At 41.2% G+C, this 16209-nt stretch carries 12 protein-coding genes; 7 read left to right on the top strand and 5 right to left on the bottom strand.

The genetic code is table 11. The annotated features are described in order from the left end of the window. Nucleotides 1–288: 288 nt before the first annotated feature. The 3 genes from UYI_RS0100525 to UYI_RS0100515 all read left to right on the top strand — a co-directional run bounded on the left by UYI_RS0100525 (nucleotide 289) and on the right by UYI_RS0100515 (nucleotide 5319). Nucleotides 289–2391, top strand: a complete 2103-nt coding sequence (locus UYI_RS0100525) for a M3 family metallopeptidase (protein ID WP_016864739.1) — start codon at nucleotides 289–291, stop codon at nucleotides 2389–2391. Nucleotides 2392–2779: 388 nt separating this feature from the next. Beyond that, the gene (locus UYI_RS0100520; protein WP_016864738.1) at nucleotides 2780–3589 is read left to right on the top strand and encodes a DUF928 domain-containing protein; all 810 of its coding nucleotides are present in this window, start codon (nucleotides 2780–2782) and stop codon (nucleotides 3587–3589) included. Between the two features lie 878 nt (nucleotides 3590–4467). Next, entirely contained in the window at nucleotides 4468–5319 is an 852-nt protein-coding gene (locus tag UYI_RS0100515) for a universal stress protein (protein ID WP_016864737.1), read from the top strand. Between the two features lie 89 nt (nucleotides 5320–5408). Here UYI_RS0100515 and psbM read toward each other — a convergent pair whose 3' ends face one another. The 4 genes from psbM to tgt form a co-directional block, all read right to left on the bottom strand. Beyond that, entirely contained in the window at nucleotides 5409–5525 is a 117-nt protein-coding gene (psbM, locus tag UYI_RS0100510; RefSeq protein ID WP_010995057.1) for a photosystem II reaction center protein PsbM, read from the bottom strand. A 108-nt stretch (nucleotides 5526–5633) separates the two neighbouring features. Continuing rightward, the gene (locus tag UYI_RS0100505; protein ID WP_016864736.1) at nucleotides 5634–5933 is read right to left on the bottom strand and encodes a 2Fe-2S iron-sulfur cluster-binding protein; all 300 of its coding nucleotides are present in this window, start codon (nucleotides 5931–5933) and stop codon (nucleotides 5634–5636) included. Nucleotides 5934–6127: 194 nt separating this feature from the next. Further along, complete coding sequence (locus UYI_RS0100500; protein ID WP_016864735.1) at nucleotides 6128–6265, bottom strand: photosystem II reaction center protein K; 138 nt, start codon at nucleotides 6263–6265, stop codon at nucleotides 6128–6130. Between the two features lie 334 nt (nucleotides 6266–6599). After that, nucleotides 6600–7709 (bottom strand): tRNA guanosine(34) transglycosylase Tgt, encoded by a 1110-nt coding sequence (tgt, locus tag UYI_RS0100495; protein WP_071588798.1) that lies wholly within the window; start codon nucleotides 7707–7709, stop codon nucleotides 6600–6602. 662 nt (nucleotides 7710–8371) lie between these two features. Between tgt and modA the strand changes: the two genes are divergently transcribed. The 4 genes from modA to UYI_RS35550 all read left to right on the top strand — a co-directional run bounded on the left by modA (nucleotide 8372) and on the right by UYI_RS35550 (nucleotide 14556). Next, nucleotides 8372–9163 (top strand): molybdate ABC transporter substrate-binding protein, encoded by a 792-nt coding sequence (modA, locus tag UYI_RS0100490; RefSeq protein ID WP_016864733.1) that lies wholly within the window; start codon nucleotides 8372–8374, stop codon nucleotides 9161–9163. Between the two features lie 189 nt (nucleotides 9164–9352). Continuing rightward, nucleotides 9353–11164, top strand: a complete 1812-nt coding sequence (gene modB, locus UYI_RS0100485) for a molybdate ABC transporter permease subunit (RefSeq protein WP_026085664.1) — start codon at nucleotides 9353–9355, stop codon at nucleotides 11162–11164. Nucleotides 11165–11280: 116 nt separating this feature from the next. Beyond that, on the top strand, nucleotides 11281–12477 hold the full coding sequence (locus UYI_RS0100480; RefSeq protein WP_016864730.1) for an MFS transporter: 1197 nt from the start codon (nucleotides 11281–11283) through the stop codon (nucleotides 12475–12477). A gap of 1629 nt (nucleotides 12478–14106) precedes the next feature. After that, nucleotides 14107–14556 carry a hypothetical protein gene (locus tag UYI_RS35550; protein WP_026085663.1) on the top strand — a complete coding sequence of 150 codons (450 nt, stop codon included), beginning with the start codon at nucleotides 14107–14109 and terminating at the stop codon, nucleotides 14554–14556. 134 nt (nucleotides 14557–14690) lie between these two features. Here UYI_RS35550 and UYI_RS0100470 read toward each other — a convergent pair whose 3' ends face one another. Then, nucleotides 14691–16199 carry a phenylacetate--CoA ligase family protein gene (locus tag UYI_RS0100470; RefSeq protein WP_026085662.1) on the bottom strand — a complete coding sequence of 503 codons (1509 nt, stop codon included), beginning with the start codon at nucleotides 16197–16199 and terminating at the stop codon, nucleotides 14691–14693. Between the last annotated feature and the right edge of the window lie 10 nt (nucleotides 16200–16209).

Genomic DNA, 16209 nt, shown 5'->3' with positions numbered 1-16209 from the left:
ATGGGAATATATTTTTGAATATCGAACACAGTGCAAGGCGATGCACACCGATGGGCGATCGCTGTGCATGATTAGTTCTGTTGAGTTGAAGTCTGTGGCTGGGAAGATGTATTTTTGAAAAGCGAACACAGATGCACACCGATGGGCGATCGCTATATGTCATTCCGGAATTTTCTACTATTGACAATTGACTATTGACGATTGACTAATGAGTAAAATCGCTACATTAGAAGATGGAGAAAGAAAAATTAAAATCACCCCAAACAAAGCGGGTACTCACGTAAAACCATGAGTGTAAACGCCACTATTACAGATAATCCTTTATTGCAAGGCGCTGGTTTGCCTGATTTTGTGAACATCAAACCAGAGCATGTAGTGCCAGCGTTTAATCAGTTACTGGCAGAATTGGAACAAGAACTAACCAAGTTGGAAGCTGATGTTCAGCCCAGTTGGAGTGGTTTAGTAGAACCTTTAGAAAAAATCACAGAACGCCTGAATTGGAGTTGGGGTGTTGTCAACCATTTGATGGGTGTGAAAAATAGCCCCCAACTGCGGGAAGCTTTTGAAACTGTGCAGCCGCAAGTGGTGCAGTTTTCTAACAAGCTCAGCCAAAGTCAACCAATTTACAATGCTTTTAAAACCCTGCGTGGAAGTGAAGCTTGGAATAGTTTTGACTCTGCCCAACGGCGTATAGTCGAAGCTGCAATCCGCGATGCTGAACTTTCTGGAGTGGGTTTACAAGGTGAAGCGCGCGATCGCTTTAACGCTATTCAGATGGAGTTAGCGGAACTTTCTACTAAGTTCTCTAACAATGTTCTGGATGCGACTAAAGCTTTTAGCTTGACGCTGACGAAGAAAGAAGAAGTGGACGGCTTACCCCCGAGTTTGCTGAGTCTCGCTGCACAAGCGGCGCGAGATGCGGGTGCAGAAAATGCTACTCTGGAAAATGGCCCTTGGCGCATCACTTTGGATTTCCCCAGTTACTATCCTTTTATGCAGTACAGCACTCGTCGCGATTTGCGGGAGATGCTTTACAAAGCTTATATCAGCCGTGCTGCTGCGGGAGAGTTGGATAATAACCCGATCATTGAACGCATTTTAAGACTGCGTCAAGAACTAGCAGAGTTACTTGGCTACAAGACTTATGCGGAAGTTAGCCTAGCTAGTAAGATGGCTCCCAATGTAGAAGCTGTCGAAAAGCTATTGGAAGAACTGCGCGGGGCAAGTTACGATGCTGCTGTTAAGGAATTAGAAGAATTAAAAGCTTTTGCTGCCAGTAAGGGAGTCCCAGAAGCAAATGATTTAAAACATTGGGATATTGCCTATTGGGCAGAACGTCAACGGGAAGAAAAGTTTGCTTTCACAGCTGAGGAATTGCGTCCTTATTTTCCCCTTCCCCAAGTACTTGATGGCTTATTTGGGTTAGTGAAAAGACTATTTGGTGTCACAGTCACTCCAGCTGATGGTCAAGCACCAGTTTGGCATGAAGATGTCCGCTATTTCCAAATTGCTGATGAAACAGGTAATGCGATCGCCTATTTTTACTTAGATCCCTATAGCCGTCCTGCGGAAAAGCGCGGTGGTGCTTGGATGGATATTTGTATCAATCGGGGTAAAGTTGCTGAAAATGGCCTGAGCAAGACTCGCTTACCTGTGGCATATTTGGTGTGTAATCAGACACCACCCGTTGATGGTAAGCCTAGTCTGATAACTTTCGCGGAGGTAGAGACTTTATTCCACGAGTTTGGTCATGGTTTACATCACATGCTGACCAAGGTAGATTATACTTCGGCAGCAGGTATCAATAATGTTGAGTGGGATGCAGTGGAATTACCTAGCCAGTTTATGGAAAACTGGTGCTATGACCGCGCGACTTTATTTGGCATGGCTAGGCATTACGAAACAGGCGAACCATTACCAGAACATTATTATCAAAAGCTGTTGGCAGCCAAGAATTATATGAGTGGTAGCGCGACGTTGCGGCAACTCCACTTTAGCCTGTTGGATATTGAATTACATCACCGCTATCGTCCTGGTGGTGATGAAACTCCTAAACAAGTGCGCGATCGCATTGCCAAAACAACTACTGTCATACCACCGTTACCTGAAGATGCATTCTTGTGTGCTTTTGCACATATTTTTGCAGGGGGTTACGCAGCTGGCTACTACAGCTACAAATGGGCAGAAGTATTAAGCGCAGATGCTTTTGCCGCTTTTGAAGAAGTTGGTTTAGAAGACGAACAAGCTGTAAAAGCTACAGGTAAGCGTTACCGTGATACAGTCTTAGCACTTGGTGGTAGCAAGCATCCAATGGAAGTATTCAAATCTTTCCGGGGTCGTGAACCGAGTACTGAAGCCTTGCTCAGGCATAATGGTTTAATAGCTGCTTAGTTATTAGGAAAGGCAGAGGGCTGAGGGCAGAAGGGATTTATCCCTAACCCAACATGCCCGAACCTTACGGCCGACTAAAGGTAGAGCCTTGGGGTTTAAGACTAGAAAAGGAGCTAAGTGAAGGATACACAAAGCTCCGGGTATGGCGCAGAAGTATAAGTAGGTAGATTTATGGAGGACTACCCGCTTTTTTGTCTCCACAAAATTAAATTATCAGCTATGCAAAGCAACCACAATGGAAATAAAACAGTGGTGCAACAGCATTAATTTCCTTGAACCGAACTGTATTGTACACCTGTAATTTTCCGTGGGAACGAGAGTAAATCAATTACGTCTGAATCTGGGTGGATACCGTCTTTGGTGAGACAGTTGTAAATTCTTAACCTGAATGTATCGCCCAAATTACTTAAAAGTTAGCCTGTCTTTGCTTCTAAATTTACTTCTGTGTGGTTTACCCTCGGTAGCTTTCACACAGACAATTGCTAAACCACAAACCCCAAGTAAACAGAATCGGGTCAACAACCGCAATCAGCAAAGTGGTAGCATCCAAGTTAAGGTTCCGATCAAAACTCTTCCTGGACGTCGGGAAAACGGCAGTACACGCAGAGGCGGCTGTCTTTTTGGCGATCAACCACTTATAGTTTTACTACTACCATCAACTAATCTAGGATTGACAACTGCTGCGTATCCCAAGTTTTTCTGGTACACACCTGATAATACCGCTCAAACCATACTATTTTCTCTCTACAAAGTAGATGAAAAACTGCGTCCGCGTACTTTAGTGTATCAAACGAACTTTAAACCCAGCACTCAAGCTAGGATTACGAGTTTGACTCTACCTAATAATGGTAAGGTTGCACCTTTGGCAATCGACCAAATTTATCAGTGGTCTGTTTCTATTGTTTGTGATATACAAGACCCTTCTCCCCGTTCTGTTATTAGTGTCCACGGCTGGGTGCAGCGGGTGAATATTAGTAATAATGTGGCTAATCAGTTAAAGCGATCGAGTTTAAGGGAACGTCTTTCCGTCTATGCTGCACAAGGTCTATGGTTTGATTTACTAGCAACAGTTGCGGAGTTACGTGCCTGCAACCCATCAGATACCACACTTTCTGATATTTGGACAAGTTTGTTACAGCAGGTTGAGTTAGATTACTTAGCTAAACAGCCTTTCTACCAACAGTGTCCTCGACGCTAATTCTTTGAAGACGGGTGCAAGGGTGTAAGGGGAAGACTGCTTTTTTCGCCTACACCCCTGTTTCTTGACGGCTAGACAAAAACTTTTGTAATAGAAAATATACTAAAATTTTTGAAATTTATTTAGGAAATTCTATACCATAATTAAGTAAAATTTATTAATAAGTGTTTTTGATACATAGAAAAATAACTAATAGCACAATTATATTTTCTCAATCAAAAACACCTGATTTATGAAGTAATCTATTGAAAATAAAAATAGTTAAATAAACTAAGTATTAAGAATTGATTTTTCTGGGATAACTGAGTAAGCTGACGTAATTAAATGTAAAATGCGAATCAGCGAAACCTGTTGTTAGGATTTTTGCTTCTGCCTTCAGCATAGTTGCCTTTTTTTGACTGTATATACGAAGAATTAGAATAAATTCTTGAGTTTACAGTGTAAATATTTTTCTACATAATACTTAGCTCTTCCTTGGGATTTTAAGCTAAACTGATATACTGTATTTTTGATTGCCTGTCTTAGCAATACTTAACAAGAGATTAATTAAAAAGCGTAAACATAGATTAAAAGTGATAAAATTCATAACCATTCATTAAGTTAATCGTGCAGAATTAAGAGTAAGCTAAATTATCAATAGCCTAGTTGAGAAACTACGTCACTAGGTGTAAACAAAAATAAGATTTAGTCAAGAATTAATTGTCAAAAGAAGTGATTCTTAAGATGTTAATTGCTAATTCTTCATTGCAGTTAACAAATTAATCACTAACTATTGATGATTAACTATTGGCTATTGACTAGGTAATTTAGCAGGCGGTGAAAGTTAAAGCTGAGCCAATTACTAGAGAGCAAACAACTAAAAGCTACGGAAGACGAAAATGATACAAAACATTTTGATTGCTGTCTCTGGATTGGGACACGCGGAAGAAATGCTTAAAACTTTGAAGGAACTGCCATCAATTCAACAGGCAAAAGTTACAGTATTACACGTTGTTCCACCACAAAGCACCGCCGAATCTATGACAGCGAAGTGGGAAGAAGGTGGGAAAATCCTGGCTAATGCTATTCAGTCTTTAGCCTTGAATCCCAGTCAAGTCTCTTCTATTTTGCGACAAGGTGAGCCTAAAGATGTGGTTTGTCAAGTAGCAGATGAAATTGATGCAGACTTGATTATTATGGGTTCTCGTGGACTTAAGCGTCTGCAATCGATCTTAGCAAATTCAGTCAGTCAATATGTCTTTCAATTGTCCTCTCGCCCGATGTTGCTAGTAAAAGATGACATTTATGTCAAAAATATTAAGCGCATTATGGTAGCAATGGACAATTCTGAGGCGTCAAAACACTGCCTGAATTTGGCTTTATTTTTGATTCGAGATATTAAGGGCGGGGAGCTAATTTTAACACATGTGATCACAGATTTGGGAGGTGAACCTACATCAACCCAGGTTACTCCTGAACAACACCCTGTTTTAGCAGCTGCTGCTGCGGAAGCGAAGAAACAGGGTGTGCAACCTCGCTGTGTACTGAGTATAGGTAAACCTGGTGAAAAGATTTGTCGCTTGGCAGAAGAATTGAACGTCGATTTGTTGTTAATTGGTTCTCCAGATCGCCGTCCTTCTATTGCCAAGAGTTTTGTCGATTTAGATCGACTATTAGGTTCTTCTTTGTCTGATTACGTCAGAATTAATGCGACTTGTCCAGTTTTGTTAGCACGAACTGCTGCTGCTTAAATTCTGTTAACAACTGATAAATGTAAAAAACCCTTACACCATGTATGTATGTAAGGGTTTCTTATTTTATACAAAAAATACACAAAGCATTAACTATCTTTTTTACCTTCGCGGCTAGCTGTTTGGATGTAAAGAATGATTAAAAAAACAGAAGGAACCAGCACAAATAGAATGCTGGCTACAAACCCCAGGTCATTAACCTGCATAGTAAGAAAGCCTCTCTTTGATTCCAGTCAACATTTTTAGGATACCATCATCATGGCTAGGCTGAGTCATTTGTTATTTGTCAATTGTAATAATGAATGCTGACAATTCTATTCAGGCTTTGTTACTACACTTACTGGACCATTAACCACAGTTTGACAGGCAAGTCGGTAATTTGCAGGCTTTTTCTTTAAAAAACGATTTTCTACTTGGGTAGGAGGTGATAAATTTTCCTGTCCTTCGATGATCTCCACAATACAGGTGCCACACTGACCGTAGCCACCACAATTCATCATTTTTCCCCAAAGTTTGTAGATGTCTATGCCGTTTTCTAAGGCTTTTTGCCGTAGATTAGCACCATCGGCTGCAATTACTTCTTTATTCTCTTTCACGAATTTGATGTTACCCATAGCTTATTCCTCGTTGACTATTTGCCTAAATGCTAAGACCGAATTTTTATCTGAGTTGTTGAAATACTTTTTATATTAGTTTAGTAATTATATTAACAATATATTAAGATATGTGAAATAATGTAAAGAAAATTTTGGCAAAAATTAAGACAGGCGTTTTGCCTGCCTCTTCAAAAATATGTGGATTGATTAATTTACCTGAAACCCACAGCTGCTTGCCAAACAAAAGCCAAGAGCAAGAAAAACAAAGGGATGAGCGGAAGAACATCAACCAAAGGGTCAAAAATTTGGAATGCTTCGGGTAGTTTAGCTAATAAAATTGCTGTTTCCATTTTTGTTTAAATCAACCTATCCAACACAGCTTTCAGAATTGAGAAATATCGTGAAGTACCCACAATCACACCTTTAGGGGTATAACAGGGGTTTCCAGTTTCATTCGCTTTGCCTTCTGTGGGAACAAATGTCCGAACCAAGTTCGGTGGAAGGTCTTACGAAGCGTCCACTGGCAGCAACCCGTCTTCCACAGGTTGATTATTTTTTTGAGGCTTGTTATCGCCTTTTATGGTTGTTATAAAAACCATGAATTAGATCATCCCTATATTACCATTTGGTGAGCGAAGCCCCAACAGGATTTTGAATTTTTGGATTGGGGAAATTTGCTTGACTCTAATTCCCTAACCACTTACCAAATTCTGCAACAAAGGTATCGTTTAATATAGCCTCTCGTATTTTTTGGGTAAAGCGAATCAATTCGGTGATATTGTGAATGCTCAACAAGGTATATGCCAATATTTCTTGCGATCGCACTAAATGAGATATGTAGGCACGGGTAAAATTCTGACAAGTATAACAAGGACAAGTTTCATCTAAAGGCGTAAAATCTTCACGAAACTTAGCATTTTTTAAATTCCAGCGATCGCCCCCTACCATTGCCGTACCGTGTCTCGCCCAACGTGTAGGAATCACACAATCAAATAAATCTACACCAGAAGCGATCGCAACCACCATTTCTTGATAAGTACCTACACCCATCAAATAACGCGGCTTGTGGTGTGGTAAAAGAGGTGCTGTAGCTTGCACAACTTGATGAATTAGTTCTGGTTCTTCACCGACACTTACACCACCAATGGCATAACCTGGTAAATCCAGTTTCGTCAAAGCTTCGGCAGCCTGGCAGCGCAAATCTAAATACACTCCACCCTGAACGATGCCAAATAATGCTTGATCCTGAGAGCGTTGATGTGCCTCAATACACCGTAAAAGCCATCGGTAAGTGCGCTCTGTTGCTGCTTCCACCTCTTGGCGGCTAGCTGTAGCGGGAGGACACTCATCAAAGGCCATAATCACATCCGCCCCGAGTGTATTTTGAATCTCAATGGATTTTTCCGGTGTGAATTTGATAATTTGACCGTCGTGGGGAGAGCGAAATGTTACACCTTCTTCTGAGATTTTTCGCATTTCGCTGAGGCTGAAGACCTGAAACCCCCCGGAGTCAGTAAGCATCGGGCCACTCCACCCCATAAACTTGTGCAGTCCTCCCCCTCCTGCGACAATTGCTTCTCCTGGTTGCAGGTGCAAGTGATAGGTATTAGATAGCACCATCTGCGCCCCTGTTTCTTTGAGTTGAGCAGGAGTGAGGGTTTTTACAGTTGCCAGTGTTCCCACAGGCATAAAACGAGGGGTTTCAACTACTCCGTGTGGTGTGTAAAATACCCCAGCTCGTGCTTTGGTTTGGCTACAGCAAGCAAGGCATTGAAAGGAGAATGTAGAACTCAAAATAAAAGTAACCGTTGATATTGGAAGCTAAGTTTGGCGAACTTTATCAAACATAAATATAGCTTGAGTTTGACCAAACAAATTTAGCACTAGAGAGTATCAGTACTCTGTTGAGGATGACAAATTAAGCGATCGCTCGATATCCAAAGCAGAGTCATAAATTTGTAATAAATAGTTAAAAAAATATCTAGGATATCTAATTTGTGCATACTTCAGAACTGTCTCAAAAATGAATCGCGATCGCCCCGTCGATTTTGTGTATTTTGCTCAAGCTCATTAAATTAAATTGCACTAGATGATGCTATAAACAAAGTTGGTATTTTTAGCCAATAAAGTTGGTAATAAATTTGTGTGCCTGCTTCTATAGGTTAACGGCAATATTATTAACAAAATATACACAATTTTTAAATAGTTACACTGAGGTATATTTTATGCGTTTTACTCGTCGTATCACAATTGTGTCCTTAACGCTGTCGATACTCGGATTGTAACTAAATTAAAGTGGGCGATCGCATTTTGATTTCCTAAGCAATCTAGTATCAACTCGCTTTTTAGCAAAATTGGTAACTGCTTATACCAATTTTTTTGGTAATTCTGATAATGTTGGTAGTATTATACCAACTGCCAGTTCTGATTAGAAAAATTTTCACTAAATACGATTAATGAAAAGAAGGCGATTTTTAACATTCATAGGCATAGTACTCACTAGCTTGATTTTAGCAGTAGGCTTGCCATTACTTCCTTATTCTGTAGTCGCACAGTCGAACACCGAATTGCTTGTTTCTGCTGCTGCCAGCTTGAAAGATGTAATGGAAGAAGTCAAGAAGGACTACCAACAAACAAAACCAAATGTCAACATCAAATATAACTTTGGGGCTTCTGGCGCATTGCTGCAACAGATTCAACAGGGAGCGCCTGTAGATATCTTTATCTCGGCTGCCAAAAAGCAGATGGACACTTTAGAGCAATCAGGACAGCTAGTAGCAGGTACTCGTGGAAATTTAGCGAAAAACCGTTTGGTATTGATTGTGCCACAAAATGCCACAGGTGTTAGCAGCTTTAACAACCTCAAAGATGGCAAAATCAAGAAAATTGCTATTGGCGAACCAAGAAGTGTTCCTGCTGGGCAATATGCAGAAGAAGCCCTACAGAAATTGGGCATTTACCAATCAATCAAACCCAAGTTTGTTTATGCTAACAATGTACGCCAAGTTTTAGCAGCAGTAGAAAGTGGTAATGCTGACGCGGGCTTGGTTTACCAGACTGATGCCAAAATCTCTAATAGAGTAAAAGTTGTTGTGGCTGCTGATGAAAAATATCACTCTCCGATTGTTTATCCAATGGCAGTCTTAAAAAGAAGTAAAAATACGCAAGCGGCAAAAGATTTTCTCCAGTTTCTATCTAGCAATCAAGCTAAGACTATACTGACAAAATACGGTTTCATTTTGCCTTAATAGACCCCCTATGAAAATGGGTGTAGGGGTGTAAGGGTGTGGGGTATAGGGGGAAGACATTTTCATCCACTGTAGTGGGGTATTCACCATCACCAACTATCTTGAAAATGGGTGTAAGGGTGAAGCATGAAGTATTAGTTAGCATTTATTCTTCTGCCTTCTGCCTCCTGCCCTCTGCCTTCTAGAACCATGCCACAAGATTTATCTCCTCTTTGGATATCGCTGAAAACATCCTTACTTGCCACGTTTATTACCTTCTTTGTTGGCATTGCAACTGCTTATTGGATGCTGGGATATCGTGGTAAGGCTAAATCATTGATTGAAAGCATTTTAGTTGCCCCTCTGATTTTACCCCCAACAGTAGTCGGTTTTCTCCTACTGGTATTTTTTGGTAAAAATGGGCCGGTGGGAAAACTCATGGAGAGTTTGCAATTAGACTTCAGCATAGTTTTTACTTGGTACGGTGCAGCGATCGCAGCCACAGTAGTTTCGCTACCGTTAATGTATAAAACTGCATTAGGAGCCTTTGAACAAATTGATCAGAATCTCTTGCGAGTAGCCAGAACTCTCGGTGCAACTGAATCAACTATCTTTTGGCGCATCAGTTTACCTTTAGCTTTCCCCGGTATATTAGCTGCAACAACCCTAGCTTTTGCCCGTGCTTTAGGTGAATTCGGTGCAACCTTAATGCTAGCTGGGAATATCCCCGGACAAACGCAGACGATCCCAATGGCAATTTATTTTGCCGTGGAAGCTGGAGCGATGGAAGAAGCTTGGTTCTGGTCGATCGCCATTATGGTAATTTCTCTATCTGGAATCATTGCTGTCAACTATTGGCAGGAACGGAGAGAAAAAAATAGAAGAGAACAGAGGAGGACAACCAAACAAGGGGGACAGGGAGGACAAGGAGGACAAGGAAGACAAAGGGGACAAGGAAGACTAATTGTAGATATCGAAAAAGTACTTCCTGAGTTTCATTTAAAAGTTTCTTTCAGTGCTGATCACCAGCCACTGGGTTTATTGGGTGGTTCCGGTGCTGGTAAGAGTATGATTTTGCGCTGCATCGCTGGCATTGAGACACCCACCAGAGGAAAGATTATTTTGAATGGTAGGGTACTGTTTGATTCTGAACAGGGAATTAATGTCCCTAGTCGAGAACGCCGCATCGGTTTTGTGGTTCAGAACTATGCTTTGTTCCCTCATATGACTGTGGCACAAAATATTGCCTTTGGTTTACCTAAGGGCATATCAGGAACTGCTATTAAACAGCAGGTAGAATCAAAATTGATTGATGTGCAATTGTCGGGTTTTGGCGATCGCTATCCAAGTCAACTTTCTGGAGGACAACAGCAACGAGTAGCGATCGCTCGGGCTTTGTCCAGCCAACCAGAAGCATTACTATTAGATGAACCGTTTTCTGCTCTTGATACTTTCCTCCGTAGTCAACTAGAACAACAGATGATAGAAACTTTGGCTGACTACCAAGGTGTCACCCTGTTTGTCACACATAGTATGGAAGAAGCCTACCGGGTTTGCCCTAATCTGTTAGTGATGGAATCGGGCAAAATCATTCAGAATAGTACACGATATGATGTGTTTGAGCGACCTGCTACAGTTACAGCTGCCCAGTTAACAGGCTGTAAAAATTTTTCTACTGCTGTAGCTGTTGAGTCTGGGCAAATAGAAGCTGTGGACTGGGGTTGCAACCTCCAGGTGGTTGAACCCATTCCCGATAAATTATCTCATGTCGGCATTCGCGCCCATCACATCACCTTTACCGATGACTCTAGTCAAAATAATACTTTCAGGTGTTGGCTAGTCAGAGCAACTGAAACACCGCACCGGATGACGTTGTTCCTCAAGTTGCATTCTTCTGGTAGTGCTTCCGATGATTACTATCTGCAAGCAGAAGTATTTAAGGAAAAATGGGTAACACTCAAAGATCAGCCGATGCCGTGGTATGTGCGTTTAGATCCGTTGCGATTAATGTTATTACAATAATGCATTTATATCTAAGAAAGGAATTTTTGCTTGTAGGGTAGTGTATTGATGGCGATCGCTACTTGCAACAAGTGTTGTCATTCTTAGAATAAATAAGGCGAGCAACATCAGGATTTATGTCATCTAAATTGCGATCGCTTTTGAGAAATCCAGCCTGGATTGGTGTCGCTTTATCTTTCTACGCTTTTATTGCAATTGGCATCGCTGAGGGAGGGTTGGGTGTTCTCATCCCCTCGATCCAAGCAACATTCAATCTTAATTCTGCAACCATCACCTTACTTTTTCTCAGCCAAGTTTCTGGTTACGTATTTGCGGCACTTACTAGCAGTCTTATGAGTAGTCGCTTTGGTTTGGCGCGGATGTTATTACTGGCGTCTTTTTGTCTCACTTGCGCCCTTGTTACCTATGCTGTTTCTCCCTACTGGTTATTAATGGTTGCAGCAGGTACATTCGTGGGTTTAGGAATTGGCTTAATTGATGCAGGTATTAATACGTACATTGCTAACCACCAAGGTAACGCTGATTTAATGGGTTTACTGCACGCTTTTTATGGCGTTGGGGCGTTGTTAGGCCCTGCTGTGGCGACAACTCTGCTAGCAATGAATGTAAATTGGCGGGGTGTTTATTTGGTAATTGCTACTATTGTTGGTTTGACAGTACTCGGTATGCTGTGGGCTGTTGTGTATAACTACAGACCACTTAATAAACGGACTAGTGTTACAGATACGAGTGCAACAGCTAGCCTCAGTGTTGCTTTGAGAACACCTACAGTATTGTTGGCAGGGTTGTTATTGCTAGTCTACGTAGGTACAGAAGCCTCAGTCGGTAACTGGGCTTACAGCGTCCAGACAGTCAGTCGAGGTACGCCGGAAATACTTGCAGGCTACAGTGTCAGCGCCTATTGGCTAGGGCTAACTTTGGGACGTTTAGCTACGGGGCGTGTAGTAAGATATTTGGGTGCTGTCCGTACTTTGGATAGTGCTTTGATGTTGCTAGGAATAGGTTTAACTGCTTGGTGGTTGCTACCGAAACAATTACTTAGTTTACCGATTATTGGCTTTGCTTTAGCTCCCATTTTCCCAATGACAATTTGGTTAATGCCCCAAAGAATACCTGCTGCAATTGTGCCGGCGGGAATTGGTTTTATGACAAGCGTTGCTAGTTTGGGGGCTGCGGGAATTCCGGCGGGTGTTGGCGCTGTTGCAGACCGTTTCGGTTTGGGGATTATTCCAGTTTTGATGATTCCTTTGGTGGTGATCATGGTGATTTTGCACCGTTGGCTGGTAGAGCGATCGCCCACAAACCAGAGTTGATGCGATTTACTTCTTCCAAGGAAGCTTAGTTCCCATTTCAGTCATGGCTGAGAAGATAAGATATACAACGAGTACACCCACACCAATCAGGAAAAGCACAAAGTCATGATTCATATGATGAGGAGTAATTGCTAGCACTGATTAAGTCACAATTCTTAGATTACCTAATCTTGCTGCGGATGCGATCGTCTATCTTCTCAAAACAACAACACCCAAACTTCTACTAGCTGAGTTATTTCCTCACTTTAGTGATACTAATCAGGGTTGAACTGAATAATAACTACACACGCGCTGTGCAAATCAAACCAGTTACATGACCCTCTATTTACTACTTTGAGGAAATGTCAGTTTTCGCTTTGGGTGTTGTTGTTACTTGACGAGACAGATGGTTAAACAGCGTTTTTTACCTCTTAACTAAGTTGAACTTTTGAACTCAAGGCTGTTGTTGTCTGCCAGGGAAGCTTTACAGCTTCAATTATTAATTTATCACTGCTGAAGATAGGTGAATCAAGTATGAAACTAAACTTTACTTTAGTTTTAACTCTTTGCGAAGGGTCAGATCCCCGACTTTTTTAAAAGTCGAGGATCTGGTCAACCTATTAAAATCAACATGGTGAAGTACTACCAACTATCCAAATTGATTACAGTCATTCCAAAAATCAGAACGTCAAAAATTTTTTGCTACACGACCCCTGGTATAAGTTATTAGCTATCCTAGACTTTGTTGATTGACTACCTAATTATCTTTTGTGTCTAATTATTTTTTACATAAAAATAGAAATAAGGAGGGAATATAAACTAAGTGTAAAACCTTAGTCACATCTAACCTCCTTAGTTTTCAGGCTAACGCTCTTACTGTATATCTCTCTTCATTTGTATACGCATAAATATACAATTAACACAGTAATAACACTGATATTTACATTAAATAGGTTTAAATCTAGCCAAGTTGGGTAGGGGAGCCTTGACACTCCCAAGACGAGTTGATTTGTTTAAGGGATTATCCAAATCATATCGTAAACGTTGCGGAGTGGGTCTAAAAGACCCCGTAGCAACATCAGTTTAGAATCCCCCGTGTTTCAACCGGGGGAGATGTCAAGCCATGTGTAATGCACTTAGCACTTAATACCTATTAGTCCACCACATTAATTTGAATGTGCTGCAAGATCCCCGACTTTTTTAAAAAGTCGGGGATCTTGCCTCTTGCAAAGAGTCAGAACTTATGTAGTCAAGTACTATTCAAAAAATTTTTGTGACAGACACCCTACTCCCGCTCTTAGCACCCTCCGTAAGCACACAGGGTTGTGACTTGGTTGCAAACCCAATACTCATACAGCCTCTGAGGGGTTATTTGCATACTACTTAAGTGATCATTGGCAAAAAACAAATTTTATATCATCAGATAGTGGAACGATAAAAAAGCGATCGCTAAATTTTTAATACAATATTTCCTTCGATTAATGATGACAATGGAAAATTTTCAGAGCTACTGTGCTGCCTATTACTCCTGAACCCTGGCATTCGCTGCTAAGCAGTTAAGTATATCAAAAGTATTGGCTAGTGAAATGAGCAGTATAAAATATTTACTAAGTAACTTATTTAACCTCAGTAATTATATTGCGGAAAACCATGAATATTCGTAATACTAGGTTGTATCTCCAAAGATTTCTTTTATGTGTTGGCGTAGCGTGTGGAATATTGGGTGTAATAAACTCCGACACCGTATATTCCCAAACCAATTCTAGAACTTTTATACGAGTAACAGAACCCGCAGGTACTTATTTCAAAAGACGGGTGAACTGGTTTAGGCAATCACCGCAAATTACATCAAACCTACAGAGGTGCCGCGTTGAACTCAATGATGAAATTACGATCTCATCATACCGAAATCCAGTAGGTCTGCAACCAATTCGAGAGCGTAACACCAACTCTATTTATTTCGGTAACATCGAGTATCCCCAAGATTACTGGGAAGTAACTTTACAGAATCCCCGTGGTTGCCGAAATCAGGAAAATGCTAGTACTGGCCCCTGGTTTGTTTATAAAAATCATGTACAAATACTACAAGCTCCTCAATAGTGAGGTGGGGTGATAGGGAGTGTGGGGAGTGTGGGGAGTGTGTAGACGCGCTCATAGGCTTCCGGTAAGGGTGGGGTGTGAGGAGTAAGTGTTAAACAACTACTAACCACTAACAACCAACAACCAACAACCAACTACTTACGTGTATACCGATGCTTCACCCCCACCGGAAAATACTCTGGATCGCCTGTTGGCGTTAGTGTAATTTGTGGCGTTTGGTACTCTGGGGGAACGTAGTTAGCAAATTCACTGTTGAGGCGCAAAAGTTGGGTGAGAATCGAGGCTGCTATAACTTGCGTTCTTGCGTCGCTTGCTTCTTCTCCTGGTGCTAATTCTACAACCACAGATAAATATCGATTCTTGTCTGCATCTTCTTTTACCTGCATGACAAATTTACCCGTCACCCAATCTCTAATTTCGGGCTGTTCTAATCCCACAGTCACATTTTCTGGGTAAATATTTGCACCAAAGTAGGAAACTGTAAAGTTAGAGCGTCCGAAAACGTAAACAAAAGGCAAAGGACGCACACCCCTGCCACCATGAGCTTGCAATTCAGTTACTGGGTCAAAATTATACTGTGCTAAAAACTTGAGCATGGCATCGTAAGTAATTATGCCGCCAGTATCCAAAATGTTGTAACGCACTAAGGGGATACCGTTATCTCCAGAAAACACTAATGCTCCTTCTTTGACTTCAAAAAACCGAGTGATTGGGTCATACTGTACAAGGGTAGGTAAACGGGATTCTCCAAACAAAGTCCTCGCTGCTTCTGGATTTGCTGCTAAAAAACGACGAATACAGACACTTAAAGGTGTTTCGTTGCCTAATACACCTGCATCTGCTGTGCCGTAGAGTGATGCAGAGTCATAGCAAAGATGTTGAAAACCAACCCTTTCTCCTACCAAACTGCGCCATTCCTCACTAAATACTTCTCCCGCCATCACCAATTTAACTTGATACTGCTGCCACTCGATCCCACGGACAATACCAGTATCAATCACATCTTTCAGAAAAGGTGGATATCCCAATAGCACAACTTGATCAAAAGCACTACCAAGTGCCTGTACTACCCGAAGAATTTCTTCCTTATTATTACCTGGGGTAATTACCGTAATTGGATAACCTTTACTGGCAAGATAGCGACAGCAATTGGTAGTGTACATTCCACCTACCCAAGTTCCCAAAGTGAAACAAATCACAGCAAGGGTGCGTCTAGTGTCAGCAGCAAAACTATCGTGAAATATCTGTTCAAAGCGGGTGGCAATTTGCAATTCATCTGTGAAGAAACGCGGCCAAAATGTTGGTTTTCCCGTTGAACCTGAAGAAACAGCAATCATGTCACAGCTAGAAAGCTGTCCGTAGCGGCATAAGTTTGCTAATGGGTGACGCAGTAAATAATTTTCTTTGGTAATCAACGGCAGGGTTTGGAAATCTGTAAAATTTTGGATGGAATCAGGATTTATTGCTTGTTCTGCTAAGAAATTTTTATATGCAGGTACACTAGTAGCTACATCATGAAATAATGACAAAACCCTAGATTCGCCATCAGTGTTGAGATGCTGTTGTACAAGTGTATCTAAAGGAGTATGTAAAAAATCTGCATATACGCTAACTGCTCGTTGCCGTTGTGATTCAGTATTCATAATATTTTGT

It is taken from the genome of Fischerella muscicola PCC 7414, assembly GCF_000317205.1.
Classification (GTDB): domain Bacteria; phylum Cyanobacteriota; class Cyanobacteriia; order Cyanobacteriales; family Nostocaceae; genus Fischerella; species Fischerella muscicola.
Note: the sequence above shows the minus strand (reverse complement) of the source record. Positions and strands in the feature narration are given on the sequence as shown.